Here is a 22,489-nt window from a genome sequence, read left to right on the forward strand (position 1 = left end):
CCACATCGACAACTCGTCGTCGTATCCCTTGACCCGATTCACCGCGTCCCGCAGCTCGCGCCCGCCGAGCTGTCGCCGAAGGTAGCGGTGCAGGGCTCAGTCGGCAACGTTCGATGTGCTGATGACCCGTGACCGCCTCTTTGATGGACTGCCGCCGCTGGCTGAAGTGGGCCGTGCTCAGGCGGGTAGGTGCTGGTTCAGCCAGGTGGTGAGGTCGTTGAGGACGGTGGCTTGTTCTGGCTCGTTGAAGATCTCGTGGTAGAGGCCTGGGTAGCGGTTGACGGTGAGGTCGGAGGTGGCGGCGCGCTGTTCGATGAGGTCGGAGCTTGCCGGGGCGGCGAGGGCGTCGGCGGTGCCGTGTAGGACGAGGGTGGGGACGGTGAGGCGATCCAGGCGTCGGGTGATGGTTTCGGTCGCCTGGAGGATTTCGGCGCCGGTGCGGGCGGGGAGTTTGCCGCGGAAGACGAGTGGGTCGTTGTCGTAGGCGCGGACAACCTCGGGGTCGCGGCTGATGGCCGATGAATCGAGTTGCAGCACACCGAGTCCGGGGGTGAATCGGCTGAGGATCGGCGCGAGCAGCCGCTGCACGGGGTTGCCCGCCGAGATGACCAGCGGTGGTGCGGAGACCGCGATGCCTGCCACGTCCAGTGGCGCTCGCGTGGCGAGGTACAGCGTGATCAGGCTGCCCATGCTGTGCGCGACAAGGAATTTCGGTACGCCCGGATGGGTATGGGCCGCGAAATCGAGCAGCGTCGCGACATTGTCGGCCGCACCGTCGACCGAATCGATATTCGCCTTGCTACCGGAAGACTGCCCGTGCCCGATGTGATCGGGCGCATACACGGCGAACCCATTGTCCGCCAACCGTTTCCCGACATGCTCGTACCGCCCGGAGTGCTCGGCCACGCCGTGCACGAGCACGACGACACCCCGCACCTGTTCCTCCGGCAGCCAAGCCCGCCAGAAGACGTTCCCGCCCCGCCCCTCGAACTCGCCGGTCTCGGTCCGCACCATCGTTCCTCCGTCCGCCACCACGTACACCGTCGCCCAGTCTCGCACTTTCCGGACTGCTCAGGTGGCATGTGGGCCTGCCGAAATCCGCGGGGCCGGCAGACCACCTGTCGGTTCGGCCCACAGTGGATTGGCCGGTCGCTGCCGATTCGATACGGGCGGCATATCAGGCGGGTGGCAACAAATGGTGGTCGGTCGGCCGGCGATTTCTGAGTGGGTTGTCGGGATGACGGTGTTCAGGGCTGGTGGGTGTAGTGGTCGATGAGGCGGCGGTTGAAGTCGATGAGGCGGCCGTAGTTGGTGCGGGAGAGGCGTTCGTCCGTGCCGTGGATGCGTTTCAGGTCTGCGGCGTCCAGGACGATGGGGGCGAAATTGCAGCGGGTGGCGGCGAGGCCGTCGTAATAGCGAGAATCGGTGGCGCCGGGGACTATTCCGGTGGTGACGATCGCCTCCGGCACCACGGCGCGGGTGATCTCGGCGACGATATCGAATGCCGGGCCGGGGCCGGTGATGTCCGACGGTTCCGACGACATGCCGACCAGCTCGAGGTCGATTCCGTTGTCCCGCACTACCCGCCGACAGTGCTCGAGCACCCCGGCCACCGAATCACCGGGCAGGATACGGAAATTCACCAGCGCCTCCGCCGACTGCGGCAGCACGTTCGCCTTGACGCCGCCGCGGATGACGGTCGGCGCCGTGGTGGTGCGCACCAGGGCCTCGGTCTGTGGTTGCGCCGCCATCAGGCGTGTCACCGCGGCGTTCGCCCGCGGCAGCAGGCCCAGCGCCGCGCGGGGGAGCGCGGGCAGGGCGGGGCGGATGCGGGTGAGCATGTCCGCGGTCACGGGCGGCATACGCAGCGGCATCGGCCGATCCTGGAGCCGCGCCACGGCCCGCGCGATCCGGCCGACCGCGGTCTGGCGGCCGGGCATCGATGAATGCCCGCCGGGATCGGTGACGGCCAAACGCACTGTCGCCCAGCCTTTTTCGCCGAGCATCAGAAATGCGGTAGGACGTCGCACGCCCGGCGCGATGCCGTCGGTCACCACGCCGCCCTCGTCCAGCAGCAGATCGGCCCGCACCTCCAGAGAACGTAGGTGCGCGGCCATCCGGGCGGCGCCGTCGCAGCCGAGCGCCTCCTCGTCGTGACCGAAGGCGAGGAAAATCGTCCGGTCCGGCCGCCGGCCCTCCGCGAGCGCGGTCTCGACGGCCTCCAGGATCGCCAGCACCCGGCTCTTGTCATCGATGGCGCCGCGACCCCACACGAACTCGTCGTCCACCGCGCCCGCGAACGGCGGGTGGGTCCAGCGCTGCTCGTCGTCCACGGGCACCACATCGAGGTGCGCCAGCAGGATCGCCGCCGTGCCAGGTGAGGTGCCCGACCAGCGGTACAGGCGGCTGTGGCCGAAGCGGGTGATCTCCAGTTCGGCGTGCACCAGCGGGAAACACCGCTCCAGATGTGCGGCCAGCTTGTCGAATTCGGCCGCGGTCTCGGACGACGCGGGACCGGTGTCGGAGGAGACGGTGGCACAGCGCAGCGCCGCCGCCAGCCGTTCGGCGGTCCGATCGTCGACGCCGGTCGATGCCTGCGCGCTGCTGGTCATCGGTCACCACGCTCGGGAGAGGAAACGGTCACCGTTGCATTGTTCAGCACGTGCGTCCCCGGGGCGACGAATCGCCGCGGACCCCGTCAGAACGGGCGGAGATCGATCACCTTACGTAGCCGGGCGCGGTCCCGTTCCAGGCGGCGGGCCTCGTAGGCGATCGGGAAGTAGCGGATTCGCTCGGGGAGCATGGGGATGGTGCGGCCGATTACCCAGCCCAGTACGCGTAGTTTGCGCTCGTCGGCGGGGGTCCAGGTGAGGCCGAGCTTGCGGCGGGCGGATTCCGGTGTGGTGCCGACGGTGCAGAAGTACTGCATGCGGCCGATCGGTGCGGTGGCGGCGCGCCACAGCGGCGCCAGTATCCGTGGCAGGAAGGTCGGCGGGGCGATGTTGCGGATCACCCGGAGGTAGTCGTGCGCGACATTCGTTGCCACCAGATGGTTGTCGACCATCTCGTCGAACCACCGTTGCCAGTCGTCGAAGGTCGCCGGAATCTCCTTGGGCGGTACCGAGAAATTGCGCATCAACTGCACGACCTCGTCGTAGTACGCGTTCTTCTCCGCGGCGGTGAGCGGTTCGCGGGTGAAGTACCGGTTGCCCTCGGTGAAGGCGAAGGTGCCGGTGTGCAGCACCCACGCCCACGGGCCGGACGAGAGCGCCTTGTGGTGGACGCCCGCGGCATCGACCGTGTTCAGCGTCGCGTGCCTCTTGCGTAGCCGATCCGCCTCGGCCAGCGCCTCCTCACCGCCGTATATCCACATCATCACCGACGCGAGGCTGCGCATGGCGCGGCCCATGGGATCGGTGCGGAAGGTCGAGTGCTCGTCCACGACGGCGGCGATGGTGGGCTCCATGGTCTGCAGCAGGAACGCCGACCCCGCGGTGAGCGAGAAGGTGATCAGCCCCGTCTCGTCCCACATCTTGGTGCCCGGGCGGAAGGGCTGCCGGGGCGGAAGTTGGCTGGCGGTGCGGTCGATCCGGGCTACCGACGCGGTCATGGTGATCTCCTCTGACCACTAGACAATATGAGAGGCTTACAGCCGAATCATCTCATCATGTCGTGGGGTCGGCAAGCGTGCGGGAAAATTAACGGTGCGGGCGGCTTTTCGGTGGAAGAATGAGGGTCTCACGCTGCGTCATGTCGCGTGCGCCGCGAAAGTTTCAGGAGTTCCGTTGTGATCCGCGTTCATCTTCCCCGCTTCGACAACCGACCTCTGCTGCCCACGTTCGGTGACCGCGCCCGCCGTGCGCTCGGCCGTATTCGCGGTGCCGAGCACGCGCACCGCCCCGCCGCCGATCGCCGCCCGGCGGTGTACAGCGCCTCCCTCGGCTGCCACCCGCACCTCGACCGTTGAATCCGCCGCCTGTCTGTTTCAAGGTCGTCGGCGCCGCGTGCCGGAAGCCTTGCCCGGCTCGGGGGAGAGTGCGCGACGGGCGAGGGTCAGCCAGCGGGATTGTGTTGGGGGCGTGGCGTTGTCGTCCGGCGCGGTGGTGAGTAGGAGGACCACGTCGTCGACCGTGATGTCGGTGTAGAGGCTGTGCTCGCGGTGGGCGGCGGCGATCAGTTGTGAGACCGCCGCGGCGGCGTTGTCCCGGAGTCGGCGCAGGGCGTCGCCGGCGTGGTCGGTGACGGTGTGCCGGAGGAGTCGTTCCTCGCGCAATTCGACCGTGACCTGGTGAAGTAGGCGGACGATCTCGTCCAGTGCGGTGGATTCGCGGGCCTTGACGCGGGCGGACGCGGCGTCCAGCGAGGCGGTGATCCGGGCTTCGAGTTCGGTGACGATCGCGTCGATCAGATCCTTCTTCGTTGGATAGTGCCGGTACAGCGTTCCGACGGCAACGCCTGCGGCGGAAGCGATCTCGTCCATGCCGACGTCCGGTCCGCGTGCGATCACGAGGTTTCGGGCGGCTTGTAGGATGGCCTCCCGGTTGCGTTGCGCGTCGGCTCGGCGGGGGGTTCGTGCGGTCATCGGAAGCTCCCGTCTCGTCGGTTCCTCTTGACAGTACATGAACTAGTGGTTCACTTTTAATGTGAACAGGTAGTTCATCTTAGGAGCGGACATGTGGACAGAGGCGGACATACCGGATCAACACGGCCGCGTCGCGGTGGTGACCGGCGGCAATACCGGAATTGGATACGAAACAGCGCGGGCGCTCGCGGCCCGGGGCGCGGCGGTCCTGCTGGCCTGCCGGAACGATGAGCGGGCGGCGGACGCGGCGGCGCGCATCGGTGCGGCGGTGCCCGACGCGGTGGTCGACACGGTGCGGCTCGACCTGGGGTCCCTGGAATCGGTCCACGCGGCGGCCGCGGACGTCCGCCGCCGCCATGCTCGCATCGATCTACTGATCAACAATGCCGGGGTCACGGGCTTGGACGGTCATACCGCCGACGGCATCGAGATCCAGTTCGGCATCAACCACATCGGCCACTTCGCGCTCACCGCCGTGCTGCTGGACATGCTCGCGCCGGATGCCCGGGTCGTCACCGTGAGTAGCATCGGACATCGCTTCGGACGCTTCGACGCGACCGGAAAGCCTTGCGGTACAAGCCCGTACGCAGATTCGAAGCTGGCGAATCTGCTGTTCACCTACGAGCTGGACCGCCGGTTGCGGGCCGCGGGCGCCCCGGTTTTCGCGCTGGCGGCCCACCCGGGCGGGGCGAGCACGGAGGTCTTCCGCTACTCCCCGCCGTGGTTCCGGATCCCGAACCTGGCCATTGCCAAGGCTTTTGGGCGTACGCCCGCCATGGGCGCTCTACCGACCTTGCGTGCCGCCACCGACCCCACCGCGCACGGCGGCGAATACTACGGCCCGGGAGGGCTTTTCGAGATCCAGGGCCACCCGGAACCGGTGACCTCGAGCGCGCGCTCCCACGACGAGCGCCTCCAGGCCGCCCTGTGGTCAGCTTCCGAGGATCTGACGTCGACGCGGACTTCCGTGTAGTGCTACTCGGGGGCCGGAGCCCGGCTGCGCACGTTATCGGTAGGCGTCGGATCGCTTCGCGACGATGTAGACCGTAATCAGTTGCGCTGCTTCGTCTATTTCGTACACGATGCGGTACTGGCCGATGCGGACCCGCCAGTCGCTGTGGCTGCCGACGAGCTTTCTCGCGCCGGTCGGCCGCGGTTCGTGACTCAACGCGATGATGGCCTGTAGCGCGGCCTCGAAGGCGTCGCGTGGCAGCTTTTGCAGCTGTTTGAGAGTCTCGGGATGAAAAGCGATCTTCACGACGCGAGGACCGTCGATGGGTCGACGCCCAGTGTTTCGATCATCTCCGAAAGAGTCATCGCCTCGAACGGGTTCTCCCGCATGTGCCGGAGGCGAAGCGCGTCGGCCACGTCGGCGTGCTCATGCAGACGTTCATAGTCGGCCATGCTGATGAGCACGGCGACCTCGGTGCCGCTGTCGGTGATGACGACTTCCTCGCCGGTCGCGGCGACCTCGCGGACGATAGCGCCGAGCTTGGCACGCAGATCCTTCAAGCTCTGTGTACTCATGTTCAACATGTTACACCACGTGAGGACCGCATAGGAACGACCCGGAAAGGCCGGAGCCCCAGCCGAACTCGGCTGAGGCTCCGGGAGAACGGTTGCGGTGCTGCGACTTACACGTCGAAGTACAGCTCGAACTCGTAGGGGTGCGGGCGCAGGTTGACCGGGGCGATCTCCTGCTCTCGCTTGATGGAGATCCAGGTCTCGACCAGGTCCTCGGTGAAGACGTTGCCCTCGGTGAGGTACTCGTGGTCCTCTTCCAGCTTGTCGATGACCGACGCCAGGTTGGTGGGGGCCTGCGGGATGTTCTTGGCCTCCTCCGGCGGGAGCTCGTAGAGGTCCTTGTCGACCGGGGCGGCCGGCTCCAGCTTGCGCTTGATGCCGTCCAGGCCGGCCATCATCATGGCGGCGAAGGCCAGGTACGGGTTGCCCGAGGAGTCGGGCGCGCGGAACTCGAGGCGCTTGGCCTTCGGGTTGTTGCCGGTGACCGGGATGCGGACGGCCGCGGAGCGGTTGCGCTGCGAGTACACCAGGTTGATCGGGGCCTCGAAGCCCGGGACCAGGCGGTGGTAGGAGTTCACCGTCGGGTTGGTGAACGCCAGCAGCGACGGCGCGTGGTGCAGGATGCCGGCGATGTAGTGCCGGGCCAGGTCCGAGAGGCCGGCGTAGCCCGCCTCGTCGTGGAACAGCGGCTTGCCGTCCTTCCACAGCGACTGGTGCACGTGCATGCCCGAGCCGTTGTCACCGAACAGCGGCTTCGGCATGAAGGTGACGGTCTTGCCCTCGGCCCACGCGGTGTTCTTCACGATGTACTTGAACAGCTGCAGGTCGTCCGCGGCGGACAGCAGGGTGTTGAACCGGTAGTTGATCTCGGCCTGGCCGGCGGTGCCCACCTCGTGGTGGCCGCGCTCCAGCTCGAAACCGGCGTTCTGCAGGTTGGTCGCGATCTTGTCGCGCAGGTCCACGTAGTGGTCGTACGGCGCGACGGGGAAGTAGCCGCCCTTGTTGCGGACCTTGTAGCCGCGGTTCAGGGTGCCGTCGGGGTTGAACTCCGCGCCGGTGTTCCAGGACCCCGAGACCGACTCGATCTCGTAGAAGGAGCCGTTCATCGCCGAGTCGTAGCGGATCGAGTCGAAGATGTAGAACTCCGCCTCGGCGCCGAAGTACGCGGTGTCGGCGATGCCCGTGCTGCGCAGGTACTCCTCGGCCTTGCGGGCCACGTTGCGCGGGTCGCGGCTGTAGGACTCGCGAGTGAACGGGTCGTGCACGAAGTGGTTGAGGTTCAGGGTCTTCGCGGCCCGGAACGGGTCGATCTGCGCGGTGCTGAAGTCGGGCAGCAGCAACATGTCCGACTCGTCGATCGACTGGAAACCGCGCACCGACGATCCGTCGAATGCCAGACCCTCCTCTGCCAGGTCGGCGGTGAACGCCTTCGCCGGGATCGAGAAGTGCTGCTGCACACCGGGGAGGTCGGTGAACCGGACGTCGACGTACTCGACCTCCTCCTCCTTGATGTACTTGATGACCTCGTCGGCCGTGCTGAACGCCACTTAGTACTCCTTACGGATCGGTTCCCAGCCTGTGCCGATTGCTGGGTGTCGCAGATGAACGCTATGGACGCGGTGTTTCCCGACAATCAAGACTGTGTTTCGCCAGTGTTACACGTACCGCCGGCCGCAGGCGTCGACCTCGCGCCGACCGGCTGGTTGCCGCGCCCGGGGCCGATCGTCGCCCGACCAGCACGCATATCCTGCCACTACCGGGATGCCGGTGGGCGTGAAGACCCCGCAAACATGTGTTAAAAGCCACCCACCGCGCGGTGTTCGGGGCGGAGAGTTTCCCGCGCGCAACCCGCATGCTTTCCGGTCGCGCGAAAATAGCGCGGTGACGCTGCCGCGGTCCCGGGTGTGACGTGGTCGGCAGAAACCCGCCGCCTAAGCTGGGGGCATGGCGCGAATCACCGGTTCCTGGCTGTCCGGACCGAATGCGGCGGACCCGGATCAGCCGGGCACGGGCGAGTATCCGGGCGAACTGCTGGGGCTGCCGAAATCCGGCGCCGGGTCGCTGGTGTCGCTGCTGCGGCGGATCGTCGCGCTGTTCGTGGACTGGTTCATCGCGATGGGGATCGCCGCGATCATCGCGCGGGGCGGCTCGATCAACACGCTCACGCTGCTGGTGTGGTTCGTGATCGGTGTCGTCACGGTGACGTTGTTCGGGTTCACTCCGGGCCAATACTTCCTGCGCCTGCGCGTGATTCGCGTCGATGCCGAGGCCACGGTCGGTGTCGTGCGCGCCTTGGCGCGGCAGGTGCTGCTGATCTTCGTGGTCCCCGCCCTGTTCACCGACTCCGACGGCCGCGGCATGCACGACCGCGCCACCGGCACCGCCCTCGTCCGTTCGCGTTAGCGACGACAAAGGCCCGCGCCTCGGGGGACGCGGGCCTGACGCGAAATACTCAGCGGCGGCGGATGGTGCGCTGCATGCCGCGCATCTTGGCGCCGGCCGGCAGCGGGCCCTTCGGCAGGGCGGGGCCGCCGCGGGTCGCGAGGGCGGAGAGACGGCCCTCGATGAGGTCCATGCGCTTGGTGTCGATGTTGCGGGGGAGCTTGGTGAGGTAGCGCTGCAGGCCCTTGAGCGGCACCTGGCCCTCCTCGTTGCCGATGACGACGTCGTAGATCGGGGTGTCGCCGACGAGCCGGGCGGTCTTCTTCTTCTCTTGGGCCAGCAGCGATTTCAGGCGCGAGGGGGAGCCCTCGGCGACCAGGATGACACCCGGCAGGCCGATCACGCGGTGCACGGCGTCGAGCTGGGTGGTGGCGGCGACACCCTGGGTGACGCGCCACTTGCCCTGCAGATTGTCGAGCACCCAGGCCGCCGCGCCCGCCTGGCCCTCGGCCTTGGCATACACGTTGCGCTGCACCCGGCGCCCGAAGAGGATGAACGCCACCAGCGCGCCCAGCAGCAGACCCACCGGCAGGAAGAACCACTGCAGGTGCACGAACAGGCCGATCACGAACAGCACCACGGCGATGCCGAGGAACGCGCCGAGCATCAGCGGCAGCAGCAGCTTGTCTTCCTTGCGCTGCATGTTGAACGCCTGCCAGAGTTGCTGGCGCCGCTCCTTCGACGCCTGCTTGCGCGCCGCCTTCGCCGCGGCCTTCGCTTCCTTGGACGGCTTCCCGCCCTTACCTGCTGCCATGGTCACCAGGATATCGGGGATGCCCGGTCGCTTCGGCGGGGGGACGTGGGCGGCCTCAGCCCGAACCGTTCGACTGGGCTCGCAGAGCGTCGGCGCGCTGCGCGGGCATCGGCTCGTGGCGGGTGTAGGCGCGGGTGAACTGGGCGCTGCCGTGGGCGAGGGAGCGCAGATCGATGGCGTACCGGCTGAGTTCGAGTTCGGGGACCTCGGCGCGGATCACCGTGCGCGCGGCGGTGGTGGGTTCGGTGCCGAGCACCCGGCCGCGGCGGCTCGACAGGTCGCTGAGCACGGCGCCGACATAGTCGTCGGAGACGGTGACCGCCACCTCGGCGATCGGTTCCAGCAGGCTGATGCGCGCGGTCGCGGCCGCCTCCCGCAACGCCAGTGCACCGGCGGTCTGGAAGGCGGAATCGGAGGAGTCGACCGAATGGGCCTTGCCGTCGAACAGCGTCACCCGCACATCGACGAGCGGATACCCGGCGGCCACGCCCTTCGCCGCCTGCGCCCGCACGCCCTTCTCGACCGACGGAATGAACTGCCGCGGCACGACTCCGCCCACCACCTTGTCGACGAACTCGATGCCCGAGCCCTCCGGCAGCGGCGCCACCTCGATCTCGCAGATGGCGTACTGGCCGTGCCCGCCCGACTGTTTGACGTGCCGTCCGCGCCCGGTCGCGGTACTGCCGAACGTCTCGCGCAGCGCGACCCGGTGCTCGACCGTGTCCACCTGCACGCCGAACCGCGACCGCAGCCGCTCCAGCGCGACCTCGCGGTGCGCCTCGCCCAGGCACCACAGCACCAGCTGACGGGTCTGCCCGTTCTGCTCCAGTCGCACCGCCGGATCCTCCGCGACCAGCCGGGCCAGCCCCTGCGAGAGTTTGTCCTCGTCGGCCTTGCCGTGCGCGCGAATGGCGACCGGCAGCAACGGTTCCGGCATCCGCCACGCCTCGATGAGCAGCGGGGCGTCCTTGGCCGACAGCGTGTCACCGGTCTCGGCGTGCCCGAGTTTGCTCACACAGGCGATGTCCCCGGCGATGGCCTGACCCAGCGGACGCTGTTGCTTGCCGAACGGCAGCGACACCGCGCCCACCCGCTCGTCGATGTCGTGATTGCGCTCCTCGACCGGGCCGTGCCCGCAGACGTGCACCGTGTCGTCGGCGCGCAGCGTCCCGGAGAACACCCGCACCAGCGACAGCCGCCCGACGTACGGGTCGGACGCGGTGCGGATCACCTCCGCCGCCAGCGGGCCGTCCGGATCGCAGGACAGCGGGACCGGACGTGCGCCGTCGACTCGGGACGCCGACACGGAATGCTCTGCGGGAGTAGGGAATCCGCGCGTGATCAGCTCCAGGATCTCCACCATGCCCAGTCCCTCGCGGGCGCCCTCCGGCGGCGGCGCCGCGATCAGGACGGGGTGGAAGGTGCCGCGGGCGACGGCCCGCTCCAGATCGGTGACCAGGGTGGTGAGGTCGATCTCCGCGCCCTCGAGGTACCGGTCCATGAGGGTCTCGTCCTCGCTCTCGGCGATGATTCCCTCGATGAGCCGCCCGCGGGCCTGGTCGATCAGCGCCGCCTGGTCGGGGGTGGTCTCGGCCTGCGTGTGCGCCCCCGCCGAGTAGTCGAAGACATGTGTGCTCAGCAGGTCGATCAGGCCGGTCACGGGCCGGTGCCCGTCGGCGCCCCGCGGCCCGTACACCGGAAGGTGCAGCGGCAGCATGCTTTCCGCCGCGCCGCCGCCGAGCAGCTCGCGGCAGGTCGCGGTGATCTCGTCGAAATCGGCGCGGGCGGCGTCGAGGTGGGTGATCACCAGCGCGCGCGGCATGCCGACGCTCGCGCATTCTTCCCACAGCGCCATCGTCTGCCCGCCCACACCCGCCGCGCCCGCGGCGGCCGAGACGACGAAAAGGGCCGCGTCCGCGGCGCGCAGACCGGCCCTCAGCTCCCCGACGAAATCGGCGTAACCCGGTGTGTCGAGCAGGTTTATCTTGAATCCGTCCCAGCCGATCGGTACCACCGACAGCTGGACGGACCGGTGTTGTCGCTGTTCGATGTCGTCGTAGTCGGAGACGCAGGTGCCGTCCTCGACCCGGCCCGCCCGGGCGACCGCGCCGGTGGCGACCGCGAGGGCCTCCACCACCGTGGTCTTGCCCGAGCCGCTCTGGCCGACCAGGACGACATTGCGGATCGCGTCGGGGCGGGCGGCCGTGATGGTCGTGCCGTTGGCGCCTGCCGATGTGCTCGCTCTCTCGGCCATGTGTGTCCTCGCTCCCGGAGTCGACACCTGCGGTTATCCGAGCTTCCCACCGGAGGCCGCGGCCTGTCAGCGATTCGTGAGATCCCGGGACGCGTCCCGGGAGAGGTCAGGAACCGAAGCGGGCCAGCACCGAGGTGGCCTCCTGGGAGGCGGTGCTCTCGTCGCCGAGGTGGGCCATCTCGGCGGGCAGTTCGCGGCCATGGCGCTTCATCGCCTGGGCGTACAACCGGCCGGCGCGGTAGGACGAGCGAACCAGCGGCCCGGCCATGACACCCGCGAACCCGATCTCCTCGGCGGCCTGGGAGTGCTCGACGAACTCCTCCGGCTTCACCCAGCGCTCGACCGGGTGGTGCCGCGGCGAGGGCCGCAGGTACTGGGTGATGGTGAGGATGTCGCAACCGGCCTCGTGCAGGTCGCGCATCGCCTGCGTGACCTCCTCCGGGGTCTCGCCCATGCCGAGGATCAGATTGGACTTGGTGACCAGCCCGGCCTCGCGGGCGGCGGTGATGACCTGCAGCGACCGCTCGTAGCGGAAGGCGGGGCGGATGCGCTTGAAGACCCGGGGCACCGTTTCCACGTTGTGCGCCAGCACCTCCGGCCGGGCGGAGAACACCTCGGCCAGGTGTTCGGGGATCGCGTTGAAGTCCGGGATCAGCAGCTCCACGCCGGTGTGCGGGTTGAGCCGCTTGATGGCGCGCACCGTCTCCGCGTACAGCCAGGCGCCGCCGTCCTCGAGGTCGTCGCGCGCGACACCGGTGATGGTGGAGTAGCGCAACCCCATGGTATGCACGCTCTCGGCGACCCGGCGCGGCTCGTCGCGGTCCAGCGCGGCCGGCTTGCCGGTATCGATCTGGCAGAAATCGCACCGGCGGGTGCACTGCTCGCCGCCGATGAGGAAGGTGGCCTCGCGGTCCTCCCAGCATTCGAAGATGTTGGGACAACCCGCCTCTTCGCAGACCGTGTGCAGCCCTTCGCGTTTCACCAGGCCCTTGAGTTCCGAATACTCCGGGCCCATGGTGGCGCGGGTGCGAATCCACGACGGTTTGCGCTCGATCGGGGTCTCCGCGTTGCGGGCCTCGATGCGAAGCAGCTTGCGGCCGTTGGGCGCTGCGGCGTTCTGTGGTGCCGAGCGGTTCGATGTCGGGGTGTCGACGGAGGTCACCGGACCGATGCTACGCCGTGATCATTCGGCTGCGGCGGGTGCTCCGTTCCCGTTGCCGAGGGGTGTGACCCGGGCGACATCGTGGTCGGTGACGGGCAGCGTGCCGTCGAGTGCGCGCAGGATCGCGTCGGAGACCAGGGTGAGCGCCTCGGTGACGGTGACCTCGCGGCCCAGCTCCCGGCTCAGCGTCGTCACCCCGGCGTCGTGGATGCCGCAGGGCACTATCGTTTCGAAGCCTTCCAGGGCGGAATTGCAGTTCAGGGCGATGCCGTGCAGGGCGACGCCGCGCTGCACCCGCACGCCGATCGCCGCGACCTTCCGTTCCGGCTGGGCGGCGGTCGCGGGCACCCAGACGCCGGAGCGGCCCGATACGCGGCCGCAGCCGACGCCGAAGCCGGTGCACACGGTGATCAGGGCCTCCTCCAGACGGCGCACGTAATCGACGACGTCGAGCGGCTCGGCCAGCCGCACGATCGGGTAGCCGACCAATTGCCCCGGACCGTGCCAAGTGATCTTGCCGCCGCGGTCGACCTGAACGACCGGGCTGCCGTCGAGTGGCAGGTCGCCCGCCTCGGTGCGGCGGCCGGCGGTGAACACCGAGGGGTGCTCGAGCAACAGCAGCCGATCCTGGCCGCGGCCCTCGGCTCGCTCCGCGGCGATGGCGCGCTGGATGTCCCAGGCGCTGTGATAGTCGATGAGGCCGAGGTTTTCGACGAGAACGGGGGTGTCGTCGTAGCGGGCCGAGCCTGTGGCGCGGTGGCCGCCGGGGCCGCTGGTCGACGCAGGTTTGCTCGTAGGCTCGCCCCGAGAAGAAGGTGCGCTGGCAGGCTCGCTCACCAGAGCGAGGTTACGCCATGGTTACCGGGCTCCGGGAGAGGGTCGACAGGCAGCGTGAGCTGCATCAATGTCAGGTCCAGCCAGCGGTCGAACTTCCGGCCCACCTCGGGCAGCTCACCCACGATCCGGAAGCCGAACCGCTCGTGCAGCGTGATCGAGGTGGTGTTGGCGGACTCGATCGCGGCGATCACCGCGTGTACTCGGCCGGACCGCTCGGCCCGCGTCAGCAACTCCGTCAGCAAGGCGGTGGCGACGCCGCGGCGCTGATAGCTGTCGGCGACGTACACCGAATTCTCCACGGTCTGCCGGTATCCCGATTTCGGCCGCCACTGCGCGTAGCTCGCGTACCCCGCGACCGCGCCGTCGATTTCCCCGACCAGCACGGGGTAGCCCGCGGCCCGGCGGTCCCGCAACCACGCCCGCCGCTCCTCGAGTCCGACCGTTTCGGTATCCCAGATCGCGGTCGTCGCGGCGATGGCGTTGTTGTGGATCGCCAGGATCTCCGGCAGATCGGTCTCCCGCGCGTCCCGGATCACCACACCGACCGTTCCGTTCTCGCCCACGGGACGACGGTAGCGGCGCATGGCGGCGTCCGGAGAACCAGGCCGGTCGTCGTCCGGTCAGGCGGACGATTTGCCTACGGCTGCGGTGAGGGCCTCGCCGATCGTGTTGTGCTGGAAGCGGTATCCGGCCGATTCGAGGGCCGTGGGGATGGCGCGGGGCCCGTGCAGGATCGCCTCGTCGGCGAACTCGCCGAGGGCCAGGCGCAGGGCGAAGGCGGGGACCACGAACGGGGCCGGGCGGTGGATGGCACGGCCGAGCGCGCGGTTGAATTCGGCGTTGGTCACCGGGGCGGGGCCGGTCAGGTTCACCGGGCCGGATACGGCGTCGTGGGTGAGGGCGAAGACGATGCCGCCGATCTCGTCGTCGAGCGAGATCCACGGCAGGTACTGGCGGCCGTCGCCCAGCCGGCCGCCCAGGCCCAGCGAATACAGCGGTTGCAGCATGCCCAGCATGCCGCCGCGCCGGGCGAGCACGATGGCGCTGCGGAGCAACACCACGCGCGCGCCCGCGTCCGCCGCCGGTCGCGTCGCGCCCTCCCAGTCGCGGCACAGCGTGGCGAGGAAACCCGTTCCCGCGGAATCGGATTCGGTCATCACGCGGTCGCCGGCGCCGCCGCCGTAGTAGTGCGCGCCGCTGGCGTTGACCAGCGTGGGCACGCCCGCGGCGGCGACCGCCTCGGCGAGCACGTCGGTGGGTGTGAGGCGGCTGTCCCGCAGCTCCTGCTTGAAGCTGCCGGTCCAGCGCCGTGACCCGAGACCGGCGCCGCAGAGGTTGACCACCGCGTCCGCGCCCCGCAGCGCCGGCTGCGGCACCCGGGCGCGGACGGGATCCCAGGAGAACTCGTCGGGACCGGCCGCGCGACGGCGCACCAGGCGGGCCACCTCGTGCCCGTCCCGTCGCAGGGCCGCCACCAGCGCCGTCCCGATCAACCCGGAGGATCCGGCGATCACAACCTTCATGCGGTAACCGAGTTCTCCCGTTACAGGCCCAGGTCGGCCTCGAACGCGGCCTCCTCGAGCCGGTGCTTGATGGTGGTGAGGAAGCGGCCCGCGTCGGCGCCGTCGATGAGGCGGTGATCGTAGGTCAGCGGCAGGTAGCACATCGAGCGGATACCGATGAACTCGTTGCCGTTGTCGGCGATCGCCACCGGCCGCTTCACGATCGCGCCCGTGCCCAGCATCGCCGACTGCGGCGGCAGCAGGATCGGGGTGTCGAACAGCGCGCCCTGGCTGCCGATGTTGGTGATCGTGAAGGTGCCGCCGGCCAGTTCGTCCGGCTTCAGGCCGCCGGTGCGGGCCCGGTTGGCGATATCGGCGATGGCACGGGCCAGCCCGGCCAGCGACAGATCGCTGGCGTTGTGGATGACCGGGGAGAGCAGGCCCTGCTCGGTGTCCACCGCGATGCCCAGGTGCACGGCCGAGTGGTAGGTGATCTCCTTGGTGTCCTCGTTGTAGGAGGCGTTCACGTTCGGGTGCACGCCCAGCGCCTCGACGGCGGCCTTGGCGAAGAACGGGAGGAACGTCAGGTTGACGCCCTCGCGCTCCTTGAACGCGTCCTTGGCCCGGGTCCGCAGTGCCGCGATGTTGGTGACGTCGGCCTCGTGGGTCTGCGTCAGCTGCGCGGTGGTCTGCAGCGACTCGCGGGTCTTGACCGCGGTGATCTGCCGGATGCGGCTGGCCTTCTGGACCGTGCCGCGCAGGGCCTGCAGCTGCGGCCGCACACCGACCGAGGCGGCGGGGGCGGCGGACTGCGCGGCCGGGGCCGCGGCCGGTGCGGCGGCGGGCTGCGGCGCCGCGGGCTTCTGGCTCTCGGCGGCGGCGAGCACGTCCTGCTTGCGGATGCGGCCGCCGACGCCCGAGCCCTTGATCGCGGCCAGGTCGACGTTGTTCTCCGCGGCCAGCTTGCGGACCAGCGGGGTGACGTACGGCGCCTCGCCGTTTCCGGCGGGCGCGGGCGCCTGCTGAGCGGCGGGGGCGGGCCGGGGAGCCGGGGCTTGTTGGGCGGCGGGCGCGGGCTGGGGTGCCGGAGCCTGCTGAGCGGCCGGTGCGGGCTGAGGTGCGGGGGCCGGGGCGGGTTGCGGAGCGGCCGGCTCGGGCGCGGGGGTCGGTGCCGGTGCGGGCGCGGGAGCGGCAGCGGGGGAACCGCTTCCGATGACGCCGAGCTGACCGCCGACGGCCACGACATCGTCCTCGTTCGCGCTGATCTCCAGCAGCGTGCCGGCAACCGGCGACGGGATCTCGGTGTCGACCTTGTCGGTGGACACTTCCAGCAGCGGCTCGTCGACCTCGACCTGCTCGCCGACCTGCTTCAGCCAGCGCGTCACGGTGCCCTCGGTGACCGACTCGCCCAGCTCGGGCATCTTCACGGAGGTACCGCTCGCGGCGGACTGCGCGGGGGCGGGCTCGGGCGCCGGAGCCGGAGCGGGGGCGGCCGGTTGCGGGGCCGGTGCGGGGGCGGGCGCCGGGGCGGCGGCTTCGGGGGCAGGGGCCGGCTCGGATGCGGGGGCCTCGCCGGCCTCGCCGATCACGCCGAGCTCGCCGCCGACCTCGACGACGTCGTCCTCCTGAGCCACGATCTTGGTCAGCACGCCGGCCGCCGGTGAGGGGATTTCGGTGTCGACCTTGTCGGTGGAGACCTCGAGCAGGGGCTCGTCGACCTCGACCGTGTCTCCTTCCTGCTTCAGCCACCTGGTCACGGTGCCTTCGGTGACGCTCTCACCAAGCGCTGGCATCTGGACGGAGAAGGCCATGTCCGTTGACTCCTCTAACTGCTCGACGGGTCTACAACAGTTCGTCTCTCGGCGGACGCCCACCGCGATGGCGGCGGCTGCCCGAACTGCCACCGAATATTCTGTGTGGCACCGGAGATCCGTGTGTGGTTCATGTTCCGAGTCTCCATCCTTGCACTCGCCGCCGCGGCGCGTAGCACAGGGCGTGCCGTGTCCGGGGTGCTACCCCGTTCCGGGCGGCGGTGTTCGCGGCGGGCGGACACGGCTCCCGCCGCGCACGCCGTCCTACTGGCAGTATCGATGGACCGGGTCCGAGCGTGTCCGGTTCTTGGAGCGAGGAGGTGGGGCGGAGATGGGTTTGCTGGATCGTTTCCGCCGCAGCGGGCCGGGTGGTTCCGGTGCCGGCGATTTCCGCTATCTGGACGATTGGGTCCGCACCCATATCGGCGTAGAGGCCTACGTGGAGCCGAAAACCACCGTGACCGATGTCACGGTGGTTCTTGTTGCCACGGATGGTGAATGGACGCGGCGGATAGTCGGGGAGCAAGGCGCCCGGCGGCTGTCCGGCCGCCTCGGCATCCCCGTCTACGACGTCGGCCGCACCGGTTACCCGCAGCGCATGCGAGACTTCGACGCCCGCCGTCGCATCGAGCGGAAGCGGGCGCTGGAACGGGAATTGGGCGAACCCAACCCCTGACGGTCCGGTGCCGCAAGCCGTTTCAGTGGTCGCCGATCAGCCCGCGGCATCCGTCGGCGCGTGGTCGCCCAGGGCGGCGAGGAGGTCGGCGGTCTCCGCTCGCTGCCGATAGTCGCCGTCGACGTGGGCGTAGCGGATGCGGTGGTCGGTGCCGACGACGTAGGTAGCGGGGATCGGCAGCTTCGCGTCGGTGGCCGTGAGGTCCGCGCCCGCCGTGCGGTAGATGTCGCGAACGTTCTCCGGCACCGTGAACAGGAGTCCGTAGGCGCGGGCGACGCGATTGTCCGGATCGGACAGCACATCGAATTCCAGGGCGTGGCGCTCGGCCGTGGACAGCGAATCGTCCGGCTGGTCCGGGGAGATCGCGACGAGTCGTGCACCGTGGGTGCGGAATTCGGGCAACGCCTGCTGCAGCGTGTGCAGTTGCACGTTGCAGTACGGGCACCAGCCGCCGCGATAGAACGACACGATGACCGGGCCGGTGCGTAGGGCGGCCGCGAGGTGGAAGGGCGCCCCGCGCTGGTCGGTCAGGGTGAAGTCCGGAGCGAGGGCGCCCGCGGTGAGAGCGTCGGAGCCGAGGTCGCTGAGACTCCCGGCATGGTCCTGCGCCCGCTTCAGCAGGTCCTCCGGCAGCAGTCCGGCGTACTGTTCTTCGAATCGAATCAGGTTGTGCGCGTAGCTTTCTGGCATGTAGACGAGAGTAAGGGGGCGGTGCCGCCGCGACCATGGCCGGACGTCGCGAATCCATAGCCGGAAGTCTCATACACTGGTGCGGTGGATGTGCTGACCGATGTGCTGGCCGCGACGGGTGTCGCCGGTGTCGTGATGGCCCAGCTGACCGCGGCGGGGTCGTGGGGTGTGCGGCTGGACGAGGTGCCGATGGCCGCGTTCCACGCCGTCGTGGACGGTGAGTGCTGGCTGCTGCGCGCCGAGGCGCCGCCGCTGCGGCTGGCGACCGGCGACTTCGTGCTGCTGCCGACCGGTGGCGGGCACGCGCTGGCGAGCACGCCGGACGCACCGCTGACTCCCTACGGGCAGATAGCCCCGCCGCCCGGCCGCCGCGCGATCGTGCTCGACGGGCCCGGGCCCCGCACGCGTACGGTCTGCGGCGCCTACCACTACGACGACTACGGTTCCCATCCGCTGTTCACGCTGCTGCCGCCGGTGGTGCACCTGTCTGCCGAACAGGCCGCGCACCGGCCCGAACTGGCCGCGACATTGACGCTGCTGGGCGCCGAGGTGGGCGCCGAGCGGCCGGGCACGCAGACCGTGGTCGACCGGCTGGTGGACGTGCTGTTCATTCACGCGCTGCGGGCGTGGACGGAGTCGCGCACCGAGGCGGCGGCGTCCTGGCTGCTGGCGCTGCGCGACCCCGAGATCGCCCGGGTGATGGCCCTGCTACACGAAAACCCTTCGCACCCTTGGACATTGGCCGAACTGGCCGACCGGGTCCGGATCTCCCGCGCCACCCTGGCCCGCCGCTTCACCACCCTCGTCGGCGAACCACCCCTGACCTACCTCGCCCGCTGGCGCATGGAACTGGCCGCCCGCCGCCTCCGCGACAGCCCCGACTCCGTCGCCACGGTAGCCCGCAGCATCGGCTACGCCTCCGAATTCGCCTTCTCCCGCGCCTTCAAACGCATCCACGGCCAAGCCCCCACCGCCTACCGCACCACCCGCCGCCAACCCGCCTCCTGAAACCCCGGCCTGCGCGGACACAATCCCAGTCGACACGGCCGAATCCGCCGTGACGACACAGATCGTGTCCGCACAGGCCGGATGGCGGTCCTACTCGGCGGCGATGTCGTCCAAGACCGCGATGAGGGTGCGGACGGGGACGCCCGTGCCGCCCTTGCCGATGTAGCCGAAGGGGCCGCCGGTGTTGTAGGCGGGGCCCGCGACGTCGAGGTGGGCCCACTGCACGCCCTCGGGGACGAATTCCTTGAGGTAGAGCCCGGCCGCGAGCATGCCGCCGTTGCGGTGCGGGGTCACATTGGCCAGGTCGGCGATCTTCGAGTTGAGGTCGGCGCGCAGTTCGGCGGGCAGCGGCATGGCCCAGCCGTTCTCGCCGACCTCCTGGGAGACGCGGGCCACGCGGTCACGGAACTCGTCGGTGCCCATCACGCCCGGGGTCCGGGTGCCGAGAGCGACCAACTGCGCACCGGTCAGGGTGGCGACGTCGATGAGATAGTCGGGCTCGTCCTCGCCCGCGCGCACCATGGCGTCGGCCAGAATGAGCCGTCCCTCGGCGTCGGTGTTGATCACCTCGACGGTGGTGCCGCCGTACTGGGTCAGCACGTCGCCGGGACGCTGGGCGGTCGCGGACGGCATATTCTCCGCCATCGGCACGGTGGCCGTCACCGTGATCGGCAGGCTCAGCCGCGCCGCCAGCAGCACGGTCGCGATGACCGCGGCCGCGCCACCCATGTCCGAGGTCATGTTCTCCATGTTGGCGGCGGGCTTGATCGAGATGCCACCGGTATCGAAGGTGATGCCCTTGCCGATCAGGGCGACCTTCTTGGCCCCGCCGCGGTGGGTGATACGGATCAGCCGCGGCGGTCGTGAGGAACCCTTGCCGACCCCGAGGATGCCGCCGAAACCCTGTGCCTCCAGCGCCTTTTCATCGAGCACCTCGACTTCCAGCCCGGCAGCCTCGGCCAATTGCTGTGCGCGCGCGGCGAATTCGGCCGGGTAGAGGTGACTGGGCGGGGTGTTGACGAAGTCGCGGGCGGTGGCGACGGCCTCCGCGGTGCTCTGCGCCCGGAACAGCGCCTCCTCGCCGAAACCCGGTTCGGGGACCAGGAATTCGACGCGCCGCACCGGCTGTTCGTCCGGCTTGGGCGCGGATTTCCCCGATCGGAACGGGGTGAAGGTGTAGGCGCCGAGATAGAAGCCCTCGGCCGCGGCGCCCAGATCCAGCCCCGACAGGGTGGTGACGGCGGTGCCCACCCCGGCGAGCGCGCGCCCCGCGACCCCGGCCGACTTGCGGATCTGCTCCGCGTCGAGCTTGTCCGCCGAGCCCAGACCCACCGCGAGCACGCTGGTGACATCCAGGCCCGCCGGCGCGGGGATCCGGGTCAGCTCCTCCGCCTTGCCCTTCGCCCCGACGGCCCGCAACTGCTCGGCCAGCGCCGCGCGGACCTCCGCGCTCAGCACGTCGTCGAACGCGTCGTCCGGAGCGACCGCCGGTCCGTCGTCGGTCGTGACGAGCCCGATGACGAGCACATCGGTGTCGGCGCCGATGTCTACGGTGCGTGCCAATTCCGGTCCGAGCGAACGATCTGCAACAGCTGTCATGCGGACAAGGCTACTGGTCGGGCGGATTTGTGAGCGTTGGGCCGGGTACGTGTGGCGTCACGGCGGAGCCGTCGAGCGCCGCGGTGGAAGGCTCCGATCGGCCGTTTCCGAGGTACGGGTGCCGGGCCGCGATTCCGTCGAAAAGCAGGGCGAGGGCGTTCTCCAGCAGCCGATCGAAATCCAGGTCGATGGTGTCGGCCGGCGCGGCGAAGTAGCGGGACAGGGTCGGGTAGGTGTGTGCGGAGACCAGCTCGAGGGCCGTGGCGCGGAATGCCTCGGCCCCGGCGGGGTCGGGCGAGTGTTCGGAACCGGGGAGCAGCGCGAGGCCCTGGACCAGACCGGAGACCGACAAGTAGATCGAGAGCACCCCGTCGCGGTCGACGCCCGCCCCGGCGAGGGCGGTGAAGAACCTCTCCAAACTGTCGAGTAGTGCCGGGCCCACCGGCGGCTGGGTCTGCGCGAGGACCGCCAGCATCCACGGATGCCGCCGGTAGAGCTGCCATTCCGCACGGGCCTCGTAGCCGATGCGGTCCCGCCAGCCCGTGAGATCCGTTGGCGGCGGCGGACTTTCGGCGATGACCAGTTCCGCCATCTCGGCGAGCAGAGTGTCGCGGTCGGAGAAGTGCCGGTACAGGGCGGCGGTCGCCACCCGCAGTTCGGTCGCGAGCCGGCGCATGGACAGGGCTCGCAGGCCCTCGCGGTCGGCCAATTCCACTGCGGCTCGGACGATTCCGACCGACGTGAGCCGTCGCGGCCGGGCGCGGCGAGGCGGAATCTCGACGGTGTCGCGGCGGGCGCGGTAGGCGCGGGCCTGGCACGCGCGAGAGCAGTACCGGCGTCGGCGGCCACGCTGCGGCTGCGTCATCGCCGCGCCGCACGCGACGCAGGCCGGTCCGGATTTCATCACACATTGCAGTGTGACGAAATGCTCGTATCTCCGCCAGCAGACCCATACCTTGGCAGCCAGACACAGTGTTCACTATCGGGAGGTCACATGCAGACACAGCTGACGGTGCGCCGCGCAGAACCGGCGGAGGCCGAGACGGTGGCGCGGGTATTCGCCGAGGCGAGCGCCGACGAGGCGGTCTCGGCGTGGGTGATGGACGGCCATCCCGACATCGCGGAGCGGTTCCGCGCCGAGTACGCGCCCGAGGTGGTCGCCCGCGCCCTGCGTGAGGACGAGATCTGGGTAGCCGGTGCAGCCGACGACATCTGGTCGGTGTCACTGTGGCAGACGGTGCCGAACCTCGACCGTATCCGGCAGGAGGCGGAGGAGGCGCGGCACTTGTTCGAAAGCACCGCGCTCCCACCGTTCCGCCGCATGGCGGCCGTCACCGCGGCGATCGCCGAGCGTCATCCCACCGAATTCCCGCACCGCTACCTCCATGCGATCGTCACCCTCCCGCGGCACCGCGGCTCGGGCGCGGGCGGAGCCATCGTCGAGGCCCGGGTGAAGGCCGCCGCGGACGACGGTCTGCCCGCCTACCTCGAGGCCAGCACCGAGCGCTCCGCGCGGCTGTACGCCCGCCACGGTTTCGCCCATCAGGGCGGTCCGATCGTCCTCCCCGAGAACGGCCCCACCCTCTACCCCATGTGGTTCGCCGGCTGAGCCCGGGCTGTCGGGGCGTGCGGTGCGAAGGTCGATAAG

The 22,489-nt window shown here is 69.7% G+C and carries 23 protein-coding genes; 5 read left to right on the forward strand and 18 right to left on the reverse strand.

Going from position 1 to position 22,489, the window contains the following annotated elements; translation table 11 throughout:
- Positions 1–177: 177 nt before the first annotated feature.
- The 5 genes from ACFMRZ_RS33920 to ACFMRZ_RS33940 form a co-directional block, all read right to left on the reverse strand.
- Positions 178–1,014, reverse strand: coding sequence for a lysophospholipase (locus tag ACFMRZ_RS33920; protein ID WP_400182284.1), 837 nt, complete (start codon positions 1,012–1,014; stop codon positions 178–180).
- Between the two features lie 233 nt (positions 1,015–1,247).
- The gene (locus ACFMRZ_RS33925; protein ID WP_400182285.1) at positions 1,248–2,612 is read right to left on the reverse strand and encodes a M20/M25/M40 family metallo-hydrolase; all 1,365 of its coding nucleotides are present in this window, start codon (positions 2,610–2,612) and stop codon (positions 1,248–1,250) included.
- A gap of 86 nt (positions 2,613–2,698) precedes the next feature.
- Positions 2,699–3,610 (reverse strand): oxygenase MpaB family protein, encoded by a 912-nt coding sequence (locus ACFMRZ_RS33930; protein ID WP_400182287.1) that lies wholly within the window; start codon positions 3,608–3,610, stop codon positions 2,699–2,701.
- 138 nt (positions 3,611–3,748) lie between these two features.
- On the reverse strand, positions 3,749–3,949 hold the full coding sequence (locus tag ACFMRZ_RS33935; protein ID WP_400182289.1) for a hypothetical protein: 201 nt from the start codon (positions 3,947–3,949) through the stop codon (positions 3,749–3,751).
- Positions 3,950–3,985: 36 nt separating this feature from the next.
- Positions 3,986–4,582 carry a TetR/AcrR family transcriptional regulator gene (locus tag ACFMRZ_RS33940; RefSeq protein ID WP_400182291.1) on the reverse strand — a complete coding sequence of 199 codons (597 nt, stop codon included), beginning with the start codon at positions 4,580–4,582 and terminating at the stop codon, positions 3,986–3,988.
- Positions 4,583–4,673: 91 nt separating this feature from the next.
- Here ACFMRZ_RS33940 and ACFMRZ_RS33945 point away from each other — a divergent pair, with 91 nt between their 5' ends.
- Positions 4,674–5,555, forward strand: coding sequence for an oxidoreductase (locus ACFMRZ_RS33945; protein WP_400182293.1), 882 nt, complete (start codon positions 4,674–4,676; stop codon positions 5,553–5,555).
- A gap of 33 nt (positions 5,556–5,588) precedes the next feature.
- Here ACFMRZ_RS33945 and ACFMRZ_RS33950 read toward each other — a convergent pair whose 3' ends face one another.
- From ACFMRZ_RS33950 to glnA, 3 genes are all read right to left on the reverse strand, one after another.
- Positions 5,589–5,840, reverse strand: coding sequence for a type II toxin-antitoxin system RelE/ParE family toxin (locus ACFMRZ_RS33950; RefSeq protein WP_400182295.1), 252 nt, complete (start codon positions 5,838–5,840; stop codon positions 5,589–5,591).
- A complete protein-coding gene (locus ACFMRZ_RS33955; protein WP_280271813.1) occupies positions 5,837–6,109 on the reverse strand; it encodes a type II toxin-antitoxin system Phd/YefM family antitoxin in 273 nt (90 codons plus the stop codon). The genes ACFMRZ_RS33950 and ACFMRZ_RS33955 overlap by 4 nt, the downstream gene beginning before the upstream one ends.
- Positions 6,110–6,216: 107 nt before the next feature.
- Positions 6,217–7,653: a type I glutamate--ammonia ligase gene (gene glnA, locus ACFMRZ_RS33960; RefSeq protein WP_280271812.1), complete on the reverse strand. Its 1,437-nt coding sequence runs from the start codon at positions 7,651–7,653 to the stop codon at positions 6,217–6,219.
- A 397-nt stretch (positions 7,654–8,050) separates the two neighbouring features.
- Between glnA and ACFMRZ_RS33965 the strand changes: the two genes are divergently transcribed.
- Complete coding sequence (locus ACFMRZ_RS33965) at positions 8,051–8,509, forward strand: RDD family protein (RefSeq protein WP_280271811.1); 459 nt, start codon at positions 8,051–8,053, stop codon at positions 8,507–8,509.
- 49 nt (positions 8,510–8,558) lie between these two features.
- Here the strand turns inward: ACFMRZ_RS33965 and ACFMRZ_RS33970 are convergent, their stop codons facing one another.
- The 7 genes from ACFMRZ_RS33970 to sucB all read right to left on the reverse strand — a co-directional run bounded on the left by ACFMRZ_RS33970 (position 8,559) and on the right by sucB (position 16,868).
- The gene (locus ACFMRZ_RS33970) at positions 8,559–9,302 is read right to left on the reverse strand and encodes a DUF4191 domain-containing protein (protein WP_400182298.1); all 744 of its coding nucleotides are present in this window, start codon (positions 9,300–9,302) and stop codon (positions 8,559–8,561) included.
- A 55-nt stretch (positions 9,303–9,357) separates the two neighbouring features.
- Positions 9,358–11,556, reverse strand: coding sequence for an elongation factor G-like protein EF-G2 (locus ACFMRZ_RS33975; protein WP_400182300.1), 2,199 nt, complete (start codon positions 11,554–11,556; stop codon positions 9,358–9,360).
- A 106-nt stretch (positions 11,557–11,662) separates the two neighbouring features.
- The gene (gene lipA / locus ACFMRZ_RS33980) at positions 11,663–12,718 is read right to left on the reverse strand and encodes a lipoyl synthase (protein WP_400182302.1); all 1,056 of its coding nucleotides are present in this window, start codon (positions 12,716–12,718) and stop codon (positions 11,663–11,665) included.
- A gap of 21 nt (positions 12,719–12,739) precedes the next feature.
- Positions 12,740–13,555, reverse strand: coding sequence for a lipoyl(octanoyl) transferase LipB (lipB, locus tag ACFMRZ_RS33985; protein WP_400182304.1), 816 nt, complete (start codon positions 13,553–13,555; stop codon positions 12,740–12,742).
- Positions 13,552–14,094, reverse strand: coding sequence for a GNAT family N-acetyltransferase (locus ACFMRZ_RS33990; RefSeq protein ID WP_400183035.1), 543 nt, complete (start codon positions 14,092–14,094; stop codon positions 13,552–13,554). Before ACFMRZ_RS33990 ends, lipB begins: the two co-directional genes overlap by 4 nt.
- 81 nt (positions 14,095–14,175) lie before the next feature.
- Positions 14,176–15,078, reverse strand: a complete 903-nt coding sequence (locus ACFMRZ_RS33995) for a TIGR01777 family oxidoreductase (RefSeq protein WP_400182306.1) — start codon at positions 15,076–15,078, stop codon at positions 14,176–14,178.
- A gap of 20 nt (positions 15,079–15,098) precedes the next feature.
- Positions 15,099–16,868 (reverse strand): 2-oxoglutarate dehydrogenase, E2 component, dihydrolipoamide succinyltransferase, encoded by a 1,770-nt coding sequence (gene sucB, locus ACFMRZ_RS34000; RefSeq protein WP_400182308.1) that lies wholly within the window; start codon positions 16,866–16,868, stop codon positions 15,099–15,101.
- 331 nt (positions 16,869–17,199) lie between these two features.
- On the opposite strand from sucB, the gene ACFMRZ_RS34005 reads away from it, so the two are divergent.
- Positions 17,200–17,544, forward strand: coding sequence for an oxidoreductase (locus tag ACFMRZ_RS34005; protein ID WP_280271805.1), 345 nt, complete (start codon positions 17,200–17,202; stop codon positions 17,542–17,544).
- Between the two features lie 36 nt (positions 17,545–17,580).
- Here the strand turns inward: ACFMRZ_RS34005 and ACFMRZ_RS34010 are convergent, their stop codons facing one another.
- Positions 17,581–18,234, reverse strand: coding sequence for a peroxiredoxin-like family protein (locus tag ACFMRZ_RS34010; RefSeq protein ID WP_400182310.1), 654 nt, complete (start codon positions 18,232–18,234; stop codon positions 17,581–17,583).
- A gap of 84 nt (positions 18,235–18,318) precedes the next feature.
- Between ACFMRZ_RS34010 and ACFMRZ_RS34015 the strand changes: the two genes are divergently transcribed.
- Positions 18,319–19,242, forward strand: a complete 924-nt coding sequence (locus ACFMRZ_RS34015; RefSeq protein ID WP_400182312.1) for an AraC family transcriptional regulator — start codon at positions 18,319–18,321, stop codon at positions 19,240–19,242.
- A 90-nt stretch (positions 19,243–19,332) separates the two neighbouring features.
- On the opposite strand, the gene ACFMRZ_RS34020 is transcribed toward ACFMRZ_RS34015, so the two are convergent.
- The gene (locus tag ACFMRZ_RS34020; protein WP_280271802.1) at positions 19,333–20,841 is read right to left on the reverse strand and encodes a leucyl aminopeptidase; all 1,509 of its coding nucleotides are present in this window, start codon (positions 20,839–20,841) and stop codon (positions 19,333–19,335) included.
- A gap of 10 nt (positions 20,842–20,851) precedes the next feature.
- Positions 20,852–21,745 (reverse strand): TetR/AcrR family transcriptional regulator, encoded by an 894-nt coding sequence (locus tag ACFMRZ_RS34025; protein WP_400183036.1) that lies wholly within the window; start codon positions 21,743–21,745, stop codon positions 20,852–20,854.
- Positions 21,746–21,835: 90 nt separating this feature from the next.
- Here ACFMRZ_RS34025 and ACFMRZ_RS34030 point away from each other — a divergent pair, with 90 nt between their 5' ends.
- A complete protein-coding gene (locus tag ACFMRZ_RS34030; RefSeq protein ID WP_400182314.1) occupies positions 21,836–22,450 on the forward strand; it encodes a GNAT family N-acetyltransferase in 615 nt (204 codons plus the stop codon).
- Positions 22,451–22,489 lie beyond the last annotated feature (39 nt).

The organism is Nocardia sp. N2S4-5 (assembly GCF_044628355.1).
Lineage (GTDB): Bacteria > Actinomycetota > Actinomycetes > Mycobacteriales > Mycobacteriaceae > Nocardia > Nocardia wallacei_B.